Genomic DNA, 20318 nt, shown 5'->3' with positions numbered 1-20318 from the left:
ATTTCCTAAGTTTTTTAAAGGGATTTTATGGCTTGATATTCTGGATATTAACCTTCTTTCCTTTAGTGTTTTTCGAAAAAACCATGTAATCTATCGAACCTAAAGAAATGTATCCTTAAAAAATATTGAAAATTACCAACGCATAGAGGTAGAAACGTACAAAACGTAATAAACCGAATAGTAGGTAATTCCTGAATCTGTAATGTATGAGTCCGGCCGCAATACTTGTCATGGCAAAAGGAATGGGTAGCAGGGCCCCGACAATGATCAAGAATCCACCCCATTTTCGGATCATCTTCATATGTTTGGCCATTTTCACTTCAAAATAGGCCTTCATCGATGGGATTTTCGAAACCGCCTTTCCCATAAAAAAGGAAATTATACCACCTAGATAGGATAAAAATGCCAGTACGGACAAATAGAAAATAGGTGTATCGGTCTTACCTGCCCATGCAATGAAAATTTCAGGGGGTACGAGTCCCAAAAGTGATTCCGTAGCAAGGAAAACACTTAAGATCACTATAGGGCTATAAGTAGTCGTAATCGAAGTAAAAAGATCATGAAAATCGATCACATATAAATGAACAAGCCATAACCCTATGATAAATAATGATATGGGTACAACTACCTTGCCTAAACTGGATTTTACAAATGCGTAAAAACCAGTATAGGAATAGTATTGGTGTAACAACCTTATTCTAGATTTTTTAGCACTTAGTTTAGGACTTTTATCCATAATTACTTTTAATAGTATTCAATTTGAAAAAGATGTATATGATACACGGTTCCCAGTTGTAAAATCAATACAATACTTCCTTATAAATTTTCGCAAAAATAAGATTCACAGGATAAAACAATACCAAGGTGTTGTTAAAAGTGATGGTTTTAGAATATTATAACACCGTAACACGCACTTTTTTATTTTTTAATCGGGAATTGTTCAGTTTGTGCACCAATTGATTGGCGATTGGTAAAGGAACAGAGACAAAGGCACAGTCCTGTTTTAATTCAATTACACCCAATTGGTCTTTCTTGATCCCGCCTTGTTTAAAGAAAAGTCCGGCAATATTACCTTTTGAGATTTTATCTTTTCTACCACCTGAAATAAAGAGGGTTTCCCAAGATTGGGAATTGGATAGGGGTTTACGGGGAGCTTTGTTTGAAATATCCATAGTTTCTAAATCCCTAATAAACTCGGGAACAAATTCTTTCTTCCCTTGCAAAACATATGCGGTTCCTTTTTCGTTTACTCGGGCCGTGCGCCCATTACGGTGGGTAAACTCCTCCACTGCCCTAGGAAGCTCATAATGAATAATAAATTTCATTTCCGGAATATCGATTCCCCTAGCCGCCAAATCGGTCGCGACCAACACTTGGCAAGTACCGTTTCTGAACTTGATCAACGAGCGTTCCCTATCGCGCTGTTCCATTCCCCCGGAAAAACAGGTATGGTTGATTCGTTCGTTGTTCAAAAACGTGCTTACACGTTCAATACTATCCTTAAAGTTGCAAAAAATGATTCCCGGTTCATTGCCTATATGGTGTAACAAATCTGCCAAAGTCTGTAATTTATCCTTTTCTTTTGCAATCACTTTTTTTATGGTCAGTCGGGAGGTTTTCTTGTCTTTTAGGTAATTAATGATAGTTGGTGAATCCAATTGCACAAAAGGTGGAATTTCAACACCCTGTGTGGCCGAAGTTAAAATACGTTTCCTAAGATTGGGTAATTGTGGTATTATTTCACTCATTTCTCCTTCAAAACCGGTTTCCAACGATTTGTCGAACTCATCCAAAACCAAGGTTTTGATTTCCGTTTTTGGAAAACGATCACTTCTGAAATGATCTGCGATCCTACCAGGTGTACCGATTAAAATAGCCGGCGTATGTTTCAGTTCTATTTTGTCCTTGGAGATTGATCGGCCTCCATATACGGCATTTACCTTAAAGCCCGACCCCATATCACGGACAACTTGCTCAATCTGAATGGCCAACTCCCGTGAAGGTACGAGTACCAATGCCTGAACTTCGGAACATTCCGGATTTAGTGTCTTGATCAAAGGCAATAGAAAGGCAAGGGTTTTACCAGTTCCCGTGGGGGAAAGTAAAACGATATTGTCTGATTGCTGAATCACATCCAGTGCTTCCTCCTGCATCGGATTCAATGCGGAAATCCTTAACTTATCTAAAATATCCTGTTGATTACGTATTGTATTGGCCATAGATCTTACTTCTTTTGGAAAGCCTCTGTTTTAGCATGGGTGGTACCCTTTATTAAATGATCGGCCAAAACTTTTTCAATCAATTCCTCTTTGGTCAAATGATGGAAAATGGTCTTTATTTTTTCTTTGGTGTCATCGGATACGGTACGGTTGGTTTTTGTCTTGAATATTCTCTTGGCCCAAAGCAACAAATTGATTTCTTCCTTATCCGCTTCACTTTCCTTCTTCATTTCAGTGAAAACCAATCCCAACTCTTTTTCAAACTCGGGAATATCGGCAAGCTCGTCTACTTGTATGATACTTAAGGAGAGTCCCTTCGCCCCTGCCCTTGCCGTTCTGCCACTTCTGTGTACATAGGCTTCATAAGTATCGGGTAAATGGTAATTGACGACATAGGAGACTTCCTTAACATCAATGCCACGGGCAGCTAAATCGGTGGCCACGAGAATATCGATATATCCTTCCCTGAACTGTCCCATGATCCGATCACGGATTCCTTGGGTAAGACTACCGTGGATAGCACCGGACGAGAATTTATTAATGGCCAATTTCTTTGCCAATTTATTCACGGCCGCTTTGGTCTTACAGAAAATAATTCCCCTTTGTCCTTCTTTGCTATTAAGAAAATGAAGTAAAACCTCTAATTTTTCAATAGGCTCTACCACAATATATTCATGGTCTATGCCTTGGTGGCCCATCTGTGCCATATCGGCTTCTAAGTGCACCACGTTTTTGGACATATAGTTTTGTACCAATTGCTTCACGGTTCCTGGCATGGTTGCCGTAAACAATAGTGTTCTTCTGGATTTCGGCATTTCAGGGCCGAGCTTATCCAAATCCGACTTTAAGGCTGTGACCATTTCATCGGCCTCATCCAAAACTAGATACTTTATTTTTTTGATGCTTACTGCTTCTCGCTGTATCAGATCTATCAATCGGCCCGGGGTGGCCACAATAATATGCGTAGCTTCTTTTAGACGATCTATTTGGGGCTTTATGGGTATGCCGCCACAAACTGAAGCTATCGAAATCCCTGGGCAATGAGCTGCATACGAAACTAGATTTGCATATATCTGTTGTCCCAATTCCCGTGTTGGGGACAATATTACTGCCTGTACATCGGCGTTTTCAGGATTTATCAATTGTAACAGAGGTAGGCCGAAAGCTGCCGTTTTACCGGTTCCGGTTTTTGCCAAAGCGACTACATCGTCTTTTTGGTTTAGAAGTATTGGAATGGTCTTTTTTTGAATATCCGTTGGAACGGAAATCTTTAAATCGATCAGACTTTCTAGAAGTTGTTCCTTGATTCCTAAAGCGGAGAATTGTTTTGACATAAAATGGATTTAGGCAAAGATAACGACACCAAATGGGCAAAAGCCTAAACTGGTGCATTAATTCTTTTTATTAGGTTGATGAATACCTAAAGGCTTAGCTTATCAATAAGAATCATTTAAGCTTCTTGAAGCGTACGCTTTGATTTTCTGTACGTGTATTTAGGATAGATTGTACGCTTTGCGAAACGATTCAATTTGTTGGCATTTACCATCTTTATATAAATGGGTTTGGTTACCCCAAAATATTCGTAAGTCGTTCCGTCCAAAAAAGTGATCTCCAACACCAATCCGTTATGAACGAAATCGGCAATTCCTGAATTTGTAATGGTTTCGGTATAGGCATCTAAGTTCGCTGCCAGGGTTTCCGGGGCGATACTCACCAAGAAATGATAACCGTCAATAATAGTACGACTGTTCACTTCGGCCTCTTCCCTTTTGGCATCACCTTCTTGAAACTTATCGGGGTGCCATTCCTTGACCAAATTACGGTATGTGGACTTTAATGTCTTTAGGTCGATATCCTTTTCAACACCGAACAGCTTCTTATATTGGTTTATACGTTTCATAGTTTTTTTACGAGGCGCGAAACTACACCTTTATTCTGAACCACTTAGCGTTATTAACTTGTTTTTTTGGATGGTCAGAATGACCTTGATACAAGAATCGACCATTATGTATAAAAACAACTATTTTATGAACAATGTCCCTTTCCGTTTCTAGGTGGTATATTTGTTCCTTTGAAAATGAATCCTATTATAAACCGTCATCTTCTATAAGCGTATGCCTTTTAAAAAATTACATGCCAATTTACTTGAGAGCTTGGAACGCATGAATATTTCTGAGCCGACCCCTTTTCAGAAAAAAAGTATTCCTGTAATTAAAAGTGGTTCCAATGTCTTTTGCACGGCACCAAAAGATGCGGGCAAGACAACGACCCTTATCCTAACGACCTTGCAAAAATTAAAATGTGAGGCTGTGGGGAAAGCACCCAGAGCAGTAGTTCTTGTTGAGAACAAAGAAAGGGCAATGGAAATATACCAGGCATTTTTGCTATATACCAAATACAATTCGCTACGCGTTTATGTAGGGTACGAAGAACTGCATATCGATATACAGAAATCAGAAATTTTCGAGGGGGTTGATATTCTTATTTCCACACCGAAAACCATGAACAAGCTGTTTTTATTGAATGGGGTGAGCACTTCACAATTAAAGATATTCAGTATTGATGATGCTGATTTCCTGATTCAAAAGTCAGATACAAGTGCGATTATTTCCATTACACAGAGTATTCAAAAATGCCAGTACGTGCTCTATTCGGAAAAACTGCACCCAAAATTGAAACGCTTTGAGTCCTATTTTATGGAGTATTCCAAAATAATACAACTATAGCCGAGTAGGAAACCTCCAGTCAATCTTTTTAAAGTTCGTATCCGGAACAAATTCTAGAATGCAGCAACCTCCTGTTTTATGGCATTAAAAGCAGTGGTCAATTCTTTATAACGGTCTTGTGCATCCTTACCGGGAAGTTGATCGGCTTGCCCTATCATATAATACAAATATGAAATTTGGGAAACCAACATCTGTTGGGGATAAGCACCTTCATCGTTCTTTAATTTTTTAAGGATGCTTTGTAAGCCTTCCAATCGGCTAGTAGCTTTCTTCCCTTTTTTTCCTTCTAAATCCTTGACCTGTTCTTCAAGGTCGGCCTCAAGTTTTCGAGCATCGGAGAGTAAATTGATCACTTGGTTCTGCATGGTCAATTGTTCCTGGATATCGCTTTCGGATATGCCTTGGGCAATGATTCTGGGATCCATCGTAATCTCAAACTCCTGCATAACCGATTTTCCATTAACGGTCAATTGTGCCTTGTAGGTTCCCGGTGCGACCATGGGTCCATTTTTATAGCTTTTTTTGGCATCCTTATCCCACGCTCCCTTTTGTTTTAGGTTCCAAGCAAAACGGTGCAGTCCCGGATTACCATTTAACTTGGTATCTACATAACGCAAGGTACGACTTAGGTTCATGTTCTCTTCCTCCAACTTACTGTCTACCATTGTGCTATCGCTTACAATTGCCGTAACTGGATTCCCTTTGGTATCTTGTATCTCAAGGGTAATACCTCCTTGGCTTCCCTCTGGCACATAATAATCGATATATACCGCTGTTCTGGGATATTTCGGGAACTTAATGTTCCGCATCATCGGAAATCGGTACCTAATCGTGGTATCTGGTTTAAACAAAATAGGTTCATTGGTGAGTTCTTCGATTTTTGGTTGACGTAGGCTGGTGATATTATCCAAAATCCAGAATCCCCTTCCCATGGTGCTCAAAACCAAATCCCCCCGAAATATTTTGATATCCGTAATCGGTGTTACCGGAAGGTTTTGTTGAAAGGATTTCCATGATTTACCATCATCAAGGGAAACGAACATTCCATATTCTGTACCTGCGTAAAGCAAACCCTCACGAACAGGGTCTTCACGTAATACACGACTGGTGTAATCGGCAGGGATACCATTGCCATCTACACTCAGCAGTTCCCAACTTTCACCATAATCAGTGGTTTTGTAAAAATAAGGTTTTGGGTCTCCCAATAAATGCCGGTCTACGGCGATATAAGCTTTTGCAGGGTTAAATTGTGAAGGTGCAACCGACTCTACCCTTCCTCCTTTTGGAAGTTTGTTCGGCGTTACGTTTGTCCAAGTCTTTCCTCCATCTTTGGTCACTGAGACAACCCCGTCATTGGACCCAGTCCAAATCAATCCTTCGACCAATTTCGATTCTTGAATGGAATATAAGGTGCTATAATATTCTTCCCCTGTGATATCACGTGTAATGGGACTTCCCGAGATCACCTGTTTATCCGCTTCAAAGGCGGTAAGGTCAGGGGAAATGGTTTCCCAACTATAACCATCAGAATCGGTCTTGTGCAGGTATTGGGATCCATGGTACACTACATCCGGATTATGGGGGGAAACATGAACTGGGGATACCCGCTGAAAACGATATTTTAAATCTTTGGGGTTATGTCCGTAAATATTCGAAGCTCCTACATAATAGGCTTTTTCGGTACCTGTAAGCTTGTTGAAAACCCCGAACCTACCTTTGCAATTGGCATAAACGATATTGTGGTTTCCCGGTTTTGGTACTGCCGGACCTGTTTCACAACCCCCGGTGTTGATAATGAAACCACGACCGGCATCCTGTATGGCATAAGGCGGAAAACTAGGAACGGCAATAGTGGTCATGTTGTCTTGTTGTCCAGCATACAACCAATAGGGGTATTGGTCATCTACCTCTACCTGATACAATTCCGAAGTAGGTTGGTTGAATTGGGTAGACCACGTTTTTCCCCCATTGTGGGAAACATTGGCTCCTCCGTCATTGGCTTGTATAAGTAATTCGGGATTATTAGGGTTAAGCCATATATCATGATTGTCACCGTGGGGTACACTCATGCGCTTCCATGTTTTACCACCGTCGACCGATTTTAATAATGGATTGGCATTAGAATAAACGATATCGGGATTTGTTGGGTCCACTTCTATATTGGTATAGTAAAAAGGGCGGTTGACCAAACCCTTATTACTAGAGGTTTGTACAAAAGTCTTTCCTTGGTCTATGGATTTATACACACCACCTTCTTTATCCGGAGCCTCTATTACCGCATATAAAATGCTGGAATCTGAAGGGGATACGGCCAAATCTATCTTTCCAATCAAGTCTTTCGGTAGTCCTTCCTTCAATTTAAACCAATCTTTACCCCCATTGACGGATTTGTAAATTCCCCCTTCTTTCGAGGTACCACCGGAAATGATGGTCCATGGTTTACGTTCCGCTTTCCATGCGGCGGCATACACGATATTCGGATTGCCCGGTAATAACTCCAAATCCGCGAAGCCTACCTGTTCGGAAATGAATAAAACCTTTTCCCAGTTTTTGCCCCCGTCCATGGTCTTGTAAATACCCCGTTCCTTATTGGGTTTAAATGCATTCCCAATTGCGGCTACCCAAACGATATTATGGTTGGTTGGGTCTATTTCTACGGCACCTATTTGCCCAACATTGGACAAACCTATATGTTTCCATGTTTTTCCGGCATCTATGGATTTGTACATTCCTTTACCACTTATTACATTACTTCGAAGTCCGTCTGAACCGGTTCCCACATAAACGATATTCGGGTCATTGGCGGCTACTTCTATGGCCCCTATAGATGGTGTATCGAAAAAACCATCGGAGACATTGTTCCAAGTTGTACCATAATCATCGGATTTCCATACGCCACCTCCCGAAGCACCCAAATAAAACGTACCCGGTAACAAAGGGGTTCCCGTAACGGTCGTTACACGACCTCCCCTTTCCGGACCAACGGTCCTATACTGAAAGACTGAAAAATCTTGAGCGAAAATACTTGTTGTGATGAATAAGGAAAATAAGGTGATAATCGGTAGTAAATGTGTTTTCATTTAGGCTTTATATAGATTGGTCTTGCCTAAAATTACTAAAAGACCAAGTGAAACCCACAAGAGTTGAAGAATTTTTATCATTTCCCTATTTTTCTTGAATATAATTAAGGTTTAGTTGAATCGTTTTGGTGTTGGTTGTACAATTCTTTTGTTGTGGATTTGTTCATACATAAAAAACCCTGTTTTCAAAGGGAAAACAGGGTTTTGAATTTTTAGAGATCTTTTGGCTTTTGGGAAATTATTGCCACCAATCCTGGTTTTCGATTTTCTCTTGTTTTAATAAAAAAGCCTCTCCTATTTTTGGTGTTATTATCGGTAAATTCAACTCAGTCGCTCTTTTTGTAACCCGTTCAACAGGATCTGTCCATGAGTGTAAAGCCAATTTAAAAGCTCCCCAATGAATGGGCATAATCTTACTCGCTTTTAAATCCAATCCCGCTTGTGCCGTTTCTTCCGGGAACATATGTATATCTGGCCACATTTTGTTGTATTGCCCGCATTCCATCATAGCAAAATCAAAAGGGCCATATTTTTTCCCGATTTCCTTGAAATGGTCGTCATAACCACTGTCACCACTGAAAAATATGTTTTCTGTTTGGGAGCTGATTACCCATGATGACCATAATGTACTCTGCCTGTTCGATAATTTTCGGCCCGAAAAATGTCTCGCTGGTGTACAGACAAACTGCAGATCGTCAAATGTCGTCTCTTGCCACCAGTCGAGCTCAACGATATGTTCTTTAGTAACACCCCAAGCTTCTAAATGCACACCAACACCAAGGGGAGTGTAAAATGTTCCTACCTTATTCTTTAATAAGGAAATGGATTCGTAATCCAAATGGTCATAATGGTCATGGGAAATCAAAACGGCATGGATCTTAGGAAGTTTTTGGATCTCTATGGGCAATTCGGAACTAAAACGCTTACCTCCCAATAAAGGGTGAGGTGCGGGAACGTCACCGAACATTGGATCTAATAAGATGTTTTTATGGTTCATCTGTATTAAAAAAGAGGAATGTCCAAACCATACAAAGCGGGTCGGACTCGCATAATCGGCTATGTTCGAAGAATCTATTTTCTGAACGGTTATGTCGTTCTTGGGTCTTCCGTTTTCAACTTTTTCGAAAAAGAATTTCTTGAGCATGGACATGGTTTGTGTAAACCCCATATCCATATTTACACGGTTGATGTTTACGAATTTCCCATCTTCGAATTGGGTCGAGGAGGCATATTGGGTTTGTCGTTCATTCGATACGTCACCACCAAACGATGGGTAATAGGCGTTGAATAAAAAGTAGGCGCCTATCAAAAAGGCCGCCAGGAGAAATATGGCTAATATCATTCGTTTAATGTATTTTAGGAATCGTTTCAATATTTTTTAGTTGAGGGTTCGGTATTTGGCCGGACTAATGCCGGTCTTCTTTTTGAATAACGTACTGAAATGTTGCGGATAATCGAAACCAAGGTCAAAGGCAATTTCGCTGATTGAAGCCGTGCTGCCCATAAGCTTGTTCTTGGCCTTGTTAACAACGAAGGTATCGATATGGTCCTTTGCACTTTTCCCAGTTTCTTTCTTAAGTAGGTCACTTAAATAATTAGAGGACATATGAAGTTGTTCCCCACAATATTTTACGGTTGGAATACCTAATTCTGAAGGTTTGTCCGATTGGAAATATGTTCTTAGGAAAGCCTCGAATTTGGTTACATGATCTTGGTTTAAATTGGTGCGCACATAAAACTGCCTATCATAATACCGAAGGCAATAATCCAACAATAGTTCAATATTGGAGATGATCAACTTTTGACTATGCTTATCTATTTGCTGCTGGTATTCTTTCTCAATCTTGGATATAAGTTCTGTTACGGTCATTTTTTCTTCTTCAGAAAGATGAAGCGCTTCAAAAACTTCATAGGAAAAGAATGAATAGTTATCAATGTTCTTACCTAATCCTGACTTACGGATTATATCTGGGTGAAAAAAAAGCATCCAACCGGTGGGATTTTCGGAAACTGTAGCACTTTGAGGGGTTAAGACTTGCCCTGGTTTCGAGAAAACTATTGTGCCATTGGTAAAATCATAGGAGTTTCTTCCGTAACCGAAATTACATTGTACACCTTCCTTTAAGCTGATAACGAATAAATCCAACGAAATGCGTGCATTGCCCAAATCCATATGATGTTGCATGTCCTCAACCGAAATAACAGACACCAAAGGGTGCTTAGGTGGTTTTAATCCCAGGAGCTTGTGGACCTTGGTGATTGAATCTATGGTAATGAAAGTTGTCATGCTTTTAAATATAAACCTTTCCTAAATCGAAAAAAATCTTTAGGGGGTAAAAGTACTGCGATGATTTGATGCTCACGTATACATTTCAAGGATTCATGTATACATATTACTGAAAAGGTTAATTTATAGCACTAAAAAAGGGCATATTCAATTGAATATGCCCTTTTTTCAATAAAACCGTTTTATTAATTTAATAAGGAAAGTATACCTTCCAATTCGGTAAGGTTAAGACTTGAATTATTATCCTTGTCCAGAACATTGAAGTTTTCGGCAACTGACCCGATAGCTTCCGATGACTCGATAGCTTCGCTTTTGTTGGTATCCAATAAAGTAAACAGACTGGCCACCTGTTGTACGGTGGAGTTAGAACTTAATGAACTTAATAGTGTCGCAGCGTCTGCAACGTTGGATGTATTCATGTTTTTTACACTATTGCAGCTTGTAAAAGCAGCTACAAAGACCAATGATAAGAGTACTTTTTTCATTCTTTTTATTTAGTAAAATTTCTTTTGCCAAAATTAACCTTATCAAAAAGTACTTTAAAAGAATATATACGAATATAGGGTAGGTCTCGTCGAACACTAATAATTGATCGATAAATCGGATGGTTCTTTACTTCACCATTAATTTTACCTACGCATGTTCTTAAGAAACTAGTCACAAGTTATCGAACTCATGGTATTGTTATCGGAGGTTGCTTCATTTAAGGTCCATGGATCTTTGAAAAGAACGAACTTATCAATGGCGTGTCCAGAAGATCGAGCAGAAACTTCCATAGTATAGGTTTTTGCCGAATTGAATGTCACATAAATCTTGTGGGCATCATTGTCGCTCGTCGAAGTACTCCATTTAAAGTCAAGGTCATTACCGCTTCGGTAGATTTTAAACCAGCCATCTTTCGAGGATCCATTGGGGTTCGGGGTTTTGCCTGTTCCACTTGGGTAGACACGACTTTCGTCTTTCTCCCCATAATAATCATCAGCATCAGCAAAACGCAACCAGGTGTCGTTATGTTCAGTACCTAAATCACCAATGGTAACCGATGAACGCCATTCAAACCTATACGTTCCAGGGGTCGTTATGTTAATTTTGAAAGTGGCCAAACCATTACCCGGGTTGCCCAAAAATTGGTCACCTGTCCAGACCATATAACCTTCTCCGGTATAATTGTTCCCTTCGGATTTTAGCTCCCAATTATCATCGAATTGGGCACTTTCGAATTCAATGCTAACGATTCCATCAGCTTCGTTGTATACACTATTCTCTTTGGAGCAACCTGTTGTGTTGGTCTGCTCATTACCAGAACCCTCAGCTTCAATAATATCCCCATCTTCTTCACTAGAGGTATTTTCTTCCGTTGGGTCCAAAATATCCAAATCATCGGATCCTTCATTGTTTACACATGAAATTACGGTACCGAAAAGGAGCATAAGTAGTATGAGATTGTATTTAGTTCGGTTTTTCATCAGCGAAAATTTAGGTTTTCGATTATCATATTTATATAATCAATAACCTTTTATTATCCTTGATATTTTATTTCAATATTGTTTTTCGATGAAGCGCAAACTATGTTTTATAAGAAGGATAAGTCAGGAATATACAGAGCTATAATTGCCATTTTTCCGTTTTTAAGAATTTAGAAACAAATTGGTTATACACTGTATTAAGTAATAAAGGACGGAAAATTACAGCAAGATCAATTAGTCTTGGTTTTTCATTAACGTTTGTCTTATAGCTTCGCTATCCCAATGCTTGTCGTACTCAACGATACCCCTTTCAAAATCCTCATTCAGGAACTTTTCTTGTTGCTCCAATTCCTGTCTAGCCTTAAAAATATAGTTTTTGTCGTCTTTTGGCTCCGTAGCCAAGCGCCTTAAGATATCTTCATCGTACTTAATGAATTTTTGTACCTGCCTGTTCAGGGTATATTTTCTAAAGCCCATTTTACTCAAAACATCCTTGGCCAATGTCAGGGAGGTTTCCAATGATTCCCTATAAATGTTCTCTATACCCATGTTCAGTAGTTCATAGGCATCGTAACGGTTTTTGGCCCTTATCATTAATTCTACATGTGGGTATTTTGATTTTACGAGCTTGGTCACCTGTTTGGTCACGTTTGGATTGTCTATGGCACAGATCAGTATTTTTGCATCGGCTATACCTGCCGCTTCCAACAGATCTATACGGGTGGCATCACCATAGTAAACCTCGAAACCCATTTTACGTAAAAAATCGACACGGTTGGAGTCTTGGTCCAAAATCGTGGCCTCTACGCCATGAGATCGTAAAAAACGACCTACGGTGTTTCCAAAATGTCCAAAACCCACGAGGATTATTTTATGGGATTTCGCGATATGGTCCATAGGTCTTTTGATCGATTCTTTGGTGCCAACTTTCGGAAGAATGATACGTTCATTGATTATCCCTATGATTGGGGTTAAGGTCATGGTCAGGGCAGTTATGACCAACATCATATCCATTTGTTCCTGATCAAGGATATTCAGATTAAAGGCGAATGACAGTAATACAAAGGCAAATTCACCGATTTGGGCCAAACTGAAGGTCAGCAAAATCTTTTGGTCCAATTTTAATTTGAAAATATGTCCCGTCACAAATAAGACAATAGCTTTGATTATAACGATTGCAATCAATATTCCCCCGATGGTCAAGGGGCTTTCCGCAATGACGAGGAAATTAATAGATGCTCCTACGGCCATAAAGAACAACCCCAAGAGCAAATTTTTAAAGGGTTCCAATGTACTTTCCAATTCGTGTTTAAATTCACTGTTAGAAAGCACTACTCCTCCTAAAAAAGCTCCAAGAGCAGGACTTAATCCAACATATTCCATTAGAAATGAAATACCGAATACAATTAAGAAAGCAGCTGCGATCAATAGCTCACGAACACCCGTATTGGCAACTTTTCTTAACATGGGTACGATCAAATATTTACCAGCGACAATTATAAGTACTACAGATAAGATAATGGCCAATGTTTGCAATCCCAAAGGCAATGTGTCTATTAAACTCGCGTGATCGGTCTGGTTTTCCGAAACTGTTCCGTTCTTATTATTTGATAATAAGGGAATAGCACCTAACATAAAGATTACAATGATATCCTGAAAAAGCAAGATTGAAAAGGAAGAGGTGCCAAATGTAGTATCCATTAAGCCTTTTTCCTTGGTGGTCTGTAATGCAATGGCAGTGGATGATAAAGCAACGGCCATTGAAATAACCAAGGATACCTTCCATTCAAATCCCAAAAAAACAAAGAACACGTACGATAGCAACATGGTACCCGCAACCTGAATACCTCCCATACCAAGAATGGTTTTTCGCATCTTCCAGAAGTTTTTCGGTTCAATTTCGAGTCCTATCAAAAACAACATTACCACAACCCCGAATTCTGCAAAATGCAGGATATCCTGACCATCCTCCCCAATATACCCTAGTACAAACGGACCGATCATAACGCCTGCCAACAGGTACCCCAGAACCGAACTTAAACCCAAACGTTTTGCAATGGATACACAAATAATCGCACCCGCTAAAAAAACTATGGCCTGAAAAAGTATACTTCCTGTCATTTGTTATTCGGTTTTTAAATGGGGGATATCGTTTAGAAAAGAACAACCTTTAATCTCACCCAGGTTTATATCCTGTTGTAATAAATCGATCAAGGCACTATATTGCACAGCATGCTTCTTTAAGGAGTCATCTGGTAGTCTGTGGGTTCCCATGACGGCGAATGGAGGATAAAATGTCATGCCGCATAAATTCGCGGTTTGTTCAAAAGGTCTTAAAAATTCATTTACGGAAAAACTATTGGTCCCGTCTGAGCAATATAGATCACGAGTACCACCAGCCGTAATCACGTTAAGGCATATTTTGGAATGTAGGGCCTTCCCCTTGGGGCCATAGGCCCAGTTGAATTCCAAAACCATATCTATCCACTGTTTCATTAAAGGCGGGCAACTATACCAATACAAAGGATGGTGCCATATAATTACATCGTGCTGTTGCAATAATGCTTTTTCTGCCGGTACATCAATATGAAAATCTGGGTATTGTTCATAGAGATCATGAAAGGTTACCCCCTCTTTATCCTTGATATGGTCGATTAGAACGGCATTGGCCCTGGAACTTTCGAACTTAGGATGTGAGAAAAGTATCAGTATTTTTTTCATTTTGCGAACTTAATTGAAAATTGGCTAGCATAAAACCAACATCATGATAATCGTATGGAAGTATACAAAATAAATAAGAATGGATGTTAAATTGTTTGGTCACAATAGCAACCGACAAGACCACATCATTAATAGTGCTAACCTAAGGAATACGAATGTCGACTCTATAGATCCTTGGTTGAATGTCTTTGATTACTTGCTCTTGTAATAATGAATCATCAACTGTTACCCTTGTTTTTGAAATACCTGATTCTCGTTGTATGTTCACTTTAAAAGTAGCTCCCCGGAATTCACGAATGGCCTCTGCCCTATTCCATTCCTTGGGTAATCGTGGGTTTATATGGAGTCCGTCAACATCACCTCTAAGACCAAAAAGTCCGTCGATGAGACAACGGTATAACCATGGCGCTGCTCCTGTATTGAACAATTGACTAGATCTACCCGCCGTACGTGGAAATTGTCTATAGGCCCCTCGATAATAATTTGGGACGAATACGGGTAGCTGTCCTCTTTGGATAAGGTCTTTTTCATCGGGGCCAGGAATCATTCTTCGAAGTATTTCAAAGGCTTTTTCTGTATAACCGACTTCATAAAGGCCAAAAATATAAAATGCCGCAGCATGGTTGTAAACCGCGCCATTTTCAGCGGAACCTGGAAATTTTTGGGTAACACGGCCAATATCTTCGCGCATTTTTGTGAATGATGGAGCCAGCATCTCCACGCCATAAGGACTTTCCAATTCATTTTTTACCGTGTCGATGATCTTTTTACTTTTATCAACGTTGGCACTTCCCGATAGTAAGGCCCAACTTTGGGTGTTCAGGAAAATACGTCCTTCCGGATCTTTCTTTACCCCAAAAACCACATTGTCATCGGTAATTCCCCTTGCATACCGATCACCATCCCATAAATGTTCATTGATGGAAGAGTTGAGTTCTTCTGCCTTTATTAAAAAATCCTTGGCGATATCCTCTGTATTGTTATTGATGCATATTTGCGCCCATGTTTTAAAGGCGTAACTACTTGCCATGGTCAACCAGCCCGAAACACCTATTCCTTTTGGCCCGACCATGTTCATGGGGTCGCACCAATCCCCTTGTTCAATATAACTCAGGCCTCTTTTGTCCCTAGTTTTATATAACCATAGCATAGCCAGATTAATGTGTTCCGATACCGTTGCTGATTTTCTATTACCCTTATAAGGAATTATTTCTTGTAATAGTCCATAATCATTGGTTTCATCCAAATAAGCTTTTAAGCAAATGGGCAACCAGACACAATGGTCTGTATGGGGTACTTGGTTAATGTATTTTAGAACGGCGTCTTCATGAATCAATATACCATCGGGCATGGCACCACTTTCCTCTTGTTGACATAAAGCTTTGATATAGGCCTGTCTTGCCACTTCTTTTTGAATGTAACCTGTGCCCATATTATCCTGTAGATAGTTACGGGTTTGGGGATCGGTGCTTAAGCGATTCGTTTCCCCATGGTAATAAATTTGTCGTGGGAGCCAGTTGTTTACGAAATTATCCAAGGCCGCATCCGGGGTTTTGATTTGTAAACATCCCTTTCCCTTTGCTATATAATCATCATATTCCCTTTTGGTTTTTTCAAATCCGGTAACCTTATCTTCAATCCTTTCAATAAAGTATCTATTTTTTATATCCGAAATTTCCGTTTCATCTTTGGCCGGACCAAAAAGGAATCTATACGTCTTTTCCTGACCGGGCTGTAATTCTTCCCGGTATTGAAAAACACATGCCGGGGTTTCATAAAGTGCATCGCCTTTGAGAAGCTCTATCCCTGTGATTCCAGTAGGATAATGCAATCCGCCATCTCCTTCAAAAGCAGCTTGGTTCACTTCCCAAGAAGTAGGGATAGTATCCGCTAAAAGAAAAGTCTTGTCTTTCAAAGTTTTGATTTTATCGTATTCCCTATACTTTTGATACGGTGTAATCGAAGAACATATTATGGCATTTAAGTTAGCATCGTATTGTCCTGATTGGTTCATCCATGACATGTAACCCACAGGAAAATAGGGATACATACTTATTTTTCGGGTTTTGGGAGAATTGTTTTTAACGGTAAAGCTCCATTGTTCCAAAGCTTCATTGGTAGGAAGGCTTAAACACATTTCAATAAAGAGTCCGTCATGCTCTATTTTCCAAAGGATATCACTTTTTCCAGCGGAAAAAACAAAACTATCCAAAGGGGTTTTGGCCGGAGCATAGGGAGCCGAAAACAAACGATCGGTCTCTTCATCCTTAACATAAAAAAACCGCCCGGGATGATGTGTATAATAAGGTTGTTCCGGTTGCATAAAGGTTTTGGCCTCCAGATTGGGCGCATGTGCATATTTTGCAGGTTCGGGCTGCATGAACTGTGCAACTGCATATCCACGGCAATTCATATGAACCATCATTTTCTTGTTCCATAAAAATGCTGATGCATTGGGTATTTTTACAGCGGTATCGAGTTCTAATCGGGCTCCATTTTCAACAGATCGTATCATTGTTTTTCGGCAATCTTTCGTTCTTTTAAATCACTTTGCACTTTTTTGAGCATGGCATTGTCCAGGGTATAATATCGCATAACAAATGCTGCCAATAACGCTACAATTCCGGGCATAACGCTAATCGTAAGTATAATACCCGTTTGTGAGGCATCTGATTGGGCTTCATTGGCCACATAACCCATGGTAGCCAATACAGCTCCGATAGCAAAAGAAGCTAAGGCCCCTCCCAATTTTTGGGAAAATATTGCTGCGGAAAATGTCATTGCAGTGGCCCTTCGTCCGGTTTTCCATTCGGTATAATCGGCCGTATCGGCATACATCGAAAATGCCAAGGGCGATTTTGGGCCTAAGGCAAGACCTATGAGAATATGTACGGTGAACATTAACCAAATGGCATCACTGGGAATGAAATAGAAAAGGATCGATAATATCCCGGTCATTGTCATTAATAGGATAAGTAAGTTCTTCTTGTCAATAAACCTTGTCAATAAGGGGGTTATTGCCGCCCCGGCAGCCAATGCCAGTCCATATGCAGTAAGGAAGTATTTTATCAGGTCAGGCCGGTTCACATAATATTTGATGTAATAAATAGATGCGCCTGCTCGCATGGTGATGGTAATCATAATGATCAAAGCGATACTGAATAGGACTAACCATGGCCTGTTTTTTGTTAAATCCTTTAAGTCGCTAAAGGCATTTGTTCTTTGTTGGGCGGGAGGTGAAATCCTTTCCTTGGTAGTATAAAAAACGATGGCGAACAGCATTGCTGCAAGAATCCCGTAAACCCCCATGGTCAATTGCCATCCTAAGGTTTCGTTTCCGTTTCCTAGGAATTCCACCAAATCCAAAGTAAAGAAGTTGACTAAGGTGGTGCCTGTAAAAGCGGCGATAAATCGAAAACTGATGAGCTCCGTGCGATCTTGGCTCCTACCGGTAATTACTCCTGAAAGAGCGGAATAAGGCACACTTAGAACAGTGTACATCATCATCATTAGCGTATAGGTGCCATAGGCCCAAATGACTTTGCCCCCTTCGGCCAAATCGGGTGTGGTATAAGTGATTACCCCTGCAGCGGCCATGGGAAGTCCACCCCATAATAGGTAGGGTCTAAATTTACCAAAACGTGTTTTTGTGCGATCGGCGATGGCCCCCATAATGGGATCGGTAAAAGCATCCACAATCTTTGTGACCAACATCATGGTACCCGCTGCTGCTGCTGAAATTCCAAAAACATCCGTATAAAAGATCAATAGAAATGCCGAAATATTGGCCCAATAGAAATTGAAGCCTAAATCCCCCAGTCCGTATCCTATTTTTTCCTTCAGTTTAATTGGATCCAAAATCCCTTCTTGATCAATTTTCTCGTTTTCTAACATTTGGTCGGTTTGTTTCAAGGGATTAAGATATGAAGTAAAATCTAGTATAGATGTCATGAAAAAAACAAAAACTGATAGAATATAAAAGGAATCATCACTTGGAATAAGGATTTATGCGGATTTTTTCAACTCATTTTTTAAAGTTTCAATGAATTCTAAGTGCTCTGTTTTTTTTGAAACAATGAACAATCATTAAAAGAACACCTTTATTTGAACGTCATTAAAACAAACAGTTTTACATTATAAACAGCTTAATAATAATGTGTTGCATCCAATAGATATTTTTATAAATAAAGAAAAACTTCTTTAAAACCTTGAAAAACAGTTATTTAGAAATATTATTTAAATTCAATCTAAATAAATTTGCTATTTCAAATCCGATATTTAAATTTGTGTTTCTATTTTTAACCAATCTAAATAAAAATTATGTGCAATAAGTTATGTCTGTTTTTTTTATTGGCAATCCAGTTATCATTTGCCCAGTCCCGGATTGAAGGATATCTAAAAAATACGGATAATGAACCAATAGCCTATGCACAACTGGCCAATACGCATAACGATCATTGGGGTCCAAGGTTCTTGGTTAATAACTTATTTAATGAAATAGGGCACAATGCCTGTAGGAATTCTTATATAAACCAAACGGACCCTAGGAACCTTGCGGCCTTAGTAACCTATGAGTTTTAATGTGTTAGTTTAAGTTGAACCACAAAAGTACAACCTTATGGATTGTATGTTTTGTGGTTTTTATATTTATAAATATGAAAAACAAAAAGTTTAGTATCAGAAAATTTATCAACGATATTCATTTATGGTTGGGCCTTGGAAGCGGAATTATATTGTTTTTGGTCTGTCTTAGCGGTACCATATTGGCCTTTGAACATGAAATAAAAGATTTCTTTGCCGAAGAAGTCCATGTTGAGGTAGGTACGGCAAAACATTCAGTAGAGAATTTGTCCAAGTTATTAGAGGAATCCGATCAAGGTTTCGTTACTGGGGTAACTTTGCCTGATATTGAAACGGAACCATATGTCTTTACCGTAAAGAAAGACCCTAAGGAACGCAGGGGCTCGCAAATAATGGTAGATCCATTTACGGCAAATATGCATACGATTAAAAAGTCCGGTGCAGATGTATTTCTGATGTCTATGTTCAGATTACATCGATGGTTGTTGTTGGATATACCCGTGGGAAGACCTATTGTGGGTGTTGCGACCATAATATTCTTAGTTTTATCAATCTCCGGGATTGTACTTTGGTTTCCCAGAAAATTTAAGTGGAAACAGTTCAAAAGAGGATTTACCATTAAAACCAGTGCTAACTGGAAACGTATCAGCCATGATATTCACAATACTTTGGGATTCTATTCATGTGTTTTTTTGGTCATTATGTGCATAACGGGACTATGCTGGTCTTTTGATGGGTATAGGGAGGGTTTGGGTAATCTCATGGGCGCTCCTATTTTTGATAGATCCGGACCAAAGATCGAAACAGGGGCATTGTCAAAAAGTGAAAATATAACCATTGATCAAGCCATAGCTTTGGCAAATGAAAAGTTGGATTATGAGGGGGAATTGTCAGTTTCCTTGCCGAACAAAAAGAACAATTACTACAGTTTTAGAAAATATAACAATAACAATTGGTCGCCGGTAACCGCCGATCGATTATATATGGATACAGGTGGGGAAATATTATTCGTAGATGTTTTCCAAGATAAACCCATGAATGTTAAAATAGCCTCTTTAATACGGCCCATACATACCGGGGAGGTTTTAGGTATGTTTTCAAAAACACTCTACTTTTTGGCTTGTTTGATCGGGACGAGTTTGCCCATTACCGGAACCCTTATATGGTGGAATAAATTGAAGCAAAAAAGAAAAAGAAAGTTAGGTAATCCCTTGGTTTAACTAGGTAAATTTGATGTG

The 20318-nt window shown here is 39.5% G+C and carries 15 protein-coding genes; 2 read left to right on the top strand and 13 right to left on the bottom strand.

Going from position 1 to position 20318, the window contains the following annotated elements:
- Window positions 1-115 precede the first annotated feature (115 nt).
- From GJ691_RS07755 to GJ691_RS07740, 4 genes are all read right to left on the bottom strand, one after another.
- Complete coding sequence (locus GJ691_RS07755; RefSeq protein WP_154365516.1) at window positions 116-736, bottom strand: YqaA family protein; 621 nt, start codon at window positions 734-736, stop codon at window positions 116-118.
- Window positions 737-893: 157 nt separating this feature from the next.
- Window positions 894-2219 (bottom strand): DEAD/DEAH box helicase, encoded by a 1326-nt coding sequence (locus GJ691_RS07750; protein ID WP_154365514.1) that lies wholly within the window; start codon window positions 2217-2219, stop codon window positions 894-896.
- 5 nt (window positions 2220-2224) lie between these two features.
- Window positions 2225-3553: a DEAD/DEAH box helicase gene (locus GJ691_RS07745; protein WP_154365512.1), complete on the bottom strand. Its 1329-nt coding sequence runs from the start codon at window positions 3551-3553 to the stop codon at window positions 2225-2227.
- Between the two features lie 116 nt (window positions 3554-3669).
- The gene (locus GJ691_RS07740) at window positions 3670-4119 is read right to left on the bottom strand and encodes a KTSC domain-containing protein (RefSeq protein WP_154365510.1); all 450 of its coding nucleotides are present in this window, start codon (window positions 4117-4119) and stop codon (window positions 3670-3672) included.
- A gap of 214 nt (window positions 4120-4333) precedes the next feature.
- Between GJ691_RS07740 and GJ691_RS07735 the strand changes: the two genes are divergently transcribed.
- Window positions 4334-4945 carry a DEAD/DEAH box helicase gene (locus GJ691_RS07735; RefSeq protein WP_154365508.1) on the top strand — a complete coding sequence of 204 codons (612 nt, stop codon included), beginning with the start codon at window positions 4334-4336 and terminating at the stop codon, window positions 4943-4945.
- 53 nt (window positions 4946-4998) lie between these two features.
- Here the strand turns inward: GJ691_RS07735 and GJ691_RS07730 are convergent, their stop codons facing one another.
- From GJ691_RS07730 to GJ691_RS07690, 9 genes are all read right to left on the bottom strand, one after another.
- Window positions 4999-8025 carry a VPS10 domain-containing protein gene (locus tag GJ691_RS07730; protein WP_154365506.1) on the bottom strand — a complete coding sequence of 1009 codons (3027 nt, stop codon included), beginning with the start codon at window positions 8023-8025 and terminating at the stop codon, window positions 4999-5001.
- Window positions 8026-8263: 238 nt separating this feature from the next.
- Window positions 8264-9367: an MBL fold metallo-hydrolase gene (locus tag GJ691_RS07725; protein ID WP_154365504.1), complete on the bottom strand. Its 1104-nt coding sequence runs from the start codon at window positions 9365-9367 to the stop codon at window positions 8264-8266.
- A 36-nt stretch (window positions 9368-9403) separates the two neighbouring features.
- Window positions 9404-10312: a helix-turn-helix domain-containing protein gene (locus GJ691_RS07720; protein WP_154365502.1), complete on the bottom strand. Its 909-nt coding sequence runs from the start codon at window positions 10310-10312 to the stop codon at window positions 9404-9406.
- 185 nt (window positions 10313-10497) lie between these two features.
- A complete protein-coding gene (locus GJ691_RS07715) occupies window positions 10498-10797 on the bottom strand; it encodes a hypothetical protein (protein ID WP_154365499.1) in 300 nt (99 codons plus the stop codon).
- Between the two features lie 168 nt (window positions 10798-10965).
- A complete protein-coding gene (locus tag GJ691_RS07710) occupies window positions 10966-11778 on the bottom strand; it encodes a hypothetical protein (protein ID WP_246200142.1) in 813 nt (270 codons plus the stop codon).
- A gap of 234 nt (window positions 11779-12012) precedes the next feature.
- Entirely contained in the window at window positions 12013-13899 is a 1887-nt protein-coding gene (locus GJ691_RS07705; protein ID WP_154365496.1) for a monovalent cation:proton antiporter-2 (CPA2) family protein, read from the bottom strand.
- A 3-nt stretch (window positions 13900-13902) separates the two neighbouring features.
- Window positions 13903-14499: an NAD(P)H-dependent oxidoreductase gene (locus GJ691_RS07700; protein ID WP_154365494.1), complete on the bottom strand. Its 597-nt coding sequence runs from the start codon at window positions 14497-14499 to the stop codon at window positions 13903-13905.
- Between the two features lie 142 nt (window positions 14500-14641).
- Entirely contained in the window at window positions 14642-17014 is a 2373-nt protein-coding gene (locus GJ691_RS07695; protein WP_154365492.1) for a GH36-type glycosyl hydrolase domain-containing protein, read from the bottom strand.
- Window positions 17011-18393, bottom strand: coding sequence for an MFS transporter (locus GJ691_RS07690; RefSeq protein ID WP_154365490.1), 1383 nt, complete (start codon window positions 18391-18393; stop codon window positions 17011-17013). Before GJ691_RS07690 ends, GJ691_RS07695 begins: the two co-directional genes overlap by 4 nt.
- A gap of 761 nt (window positions 18394-19154) precedes the next feature.
- On the opposite strand from GJ691_RS07690, the gene GJ691_RS07685 reads away from it, so the two are divergent.
- Window positions 19155-20300, top strand: a complete 1146-nt coding sequence (locus tag GJ691_RS07685; RefSeq protein WP_154365488.1) for a PepSY-associated TM helix domain-containing protein — start codon at window positions 19155-19157, stop codon at window positions 20298-20300.
- Window positions 20301-20318: the final 18 nt, after the last annotated feature.

Origin of the sequence: Maribacter luteus (assembly GCF_009674825.1) — a bacterium.
Lineage (GTDB): Bacteria > Bacteroidota > Bacteroidia > Flavobacteriales > Flavobacteriaceae > Maribacter_A > Maribacter_A luteus.
This window is presented reverse-complemented; position numbering and strand designations above follow the sequence as displayed.

Excerpts from the sequence above, each read along its gene's own strand:
- GJ691_RS07755 (WP_154365516.1), bottom strand. The coding sequence starts at position 736 with ATGGATAAAAGTCCTAAACTAAGTGCTAAAAAATCTAGAATAAGGTTG.
- GJ691_RS07750 (WP_154365514.1), bottom strand. The coding sequence starts at position 2,219 with ATGGCCAATACAATACGTAATCAACAGGATATTTTAGATAAGTTAAGG.
- GJ691_RS07745 (WP_154365512.1), bottom strand. The coding sequence starts at position 3,553 with ATGTCAAAACAATTCTCCGCTTTAGGAATCAAGGAACAACTTCTAGAA.
- GJ691_RS07740 (WP_154365510.1), bottom strand. The coding sequence starts at position 4,119 with ATGAAACGTATAAACCAATATAAGAAGCTGTTCGGTGTTGAAAAGGAT.
- GJ691_RS07735 (WP_154365508.1), top strand. The coding sequence starts at position 4,334 with ATGCCTTTTAAAAAATTACATGCCAATTTACTTGAGAGCTTGGAACGC.
- GJ691_RS07730 (WP_154365506.1), bottom strand. The coding sequence starts at position 8,025 with ATGAAAACACATTTACTACCGATTATCACCTTATTTTCCTTATTCATC.
- GJ691_RS07725 (WP_154365504.1), bottom strand. The coding sequence starts at position 9,367 with ATGATATTAGCCATATTTCTCCTGGCGGCCTTTTTGATAGGCGCCTAC.
- GJ691_RS07720 (WP_154365502.1), bottom strand. The coding sequence starts at position 10,312 with ATGACAACTTTCATTACCATAGATTCAATCACCAAGGTCCACAAGCTC.
- GJ691_RS07715 (WP_154365499.1), bottom strand. The coding sequence starts at position 10,797 with ATGAAAAAAGTACTCTTATCATTGGTCTTTGTAGCTGCTTTTACAAGC.
- GJ691_RS07710 (WP_246200142.1), bottom strand. The coding sequence starts at position 11,778 with ATGAAAAACCGAACTAAATACAATCTCATACTACTTATGCTCCTTTTC.
- GJ691_RS07705 (WP_154365496.1), bottom strand. The coding sequence starts at position 13,899 with ATGACAGGAAGTATACTTTTTCAGGCCATAGTTTTTTTAGCGGGTGCG.
- GJ691_RS07700 (WP_154365494.1), bottom strand. The coding sequence starts at position 14,499 with ATGAAAAAAATACTGATACTTTTCTCACATCCTAAGTTCGAAAGTTCC.
- GJ691_RS07695 (WP_154365492.1), bottom strand. The coding sequence starts at position 17,014 with ATGATACGATCTGTTGAAAATGGAGCCCGATTAGAACTCGATACCGCT.
- GJ691_RS07690 (WP_154365490.1), bottom strand. The coding sequence starts at position 18,393 with ATGTTAGAAAACGAGAAAATTGATCAAGAAGGGATTTTGGATCCAATT.
- GJ691_RS07685 (WP_154365488.1), top strand. The coding sequence starts at position 19,155 with ATGAAAAACAAAAAGTTTAGTATCAGAAAATTTATCAACGATATTCAT.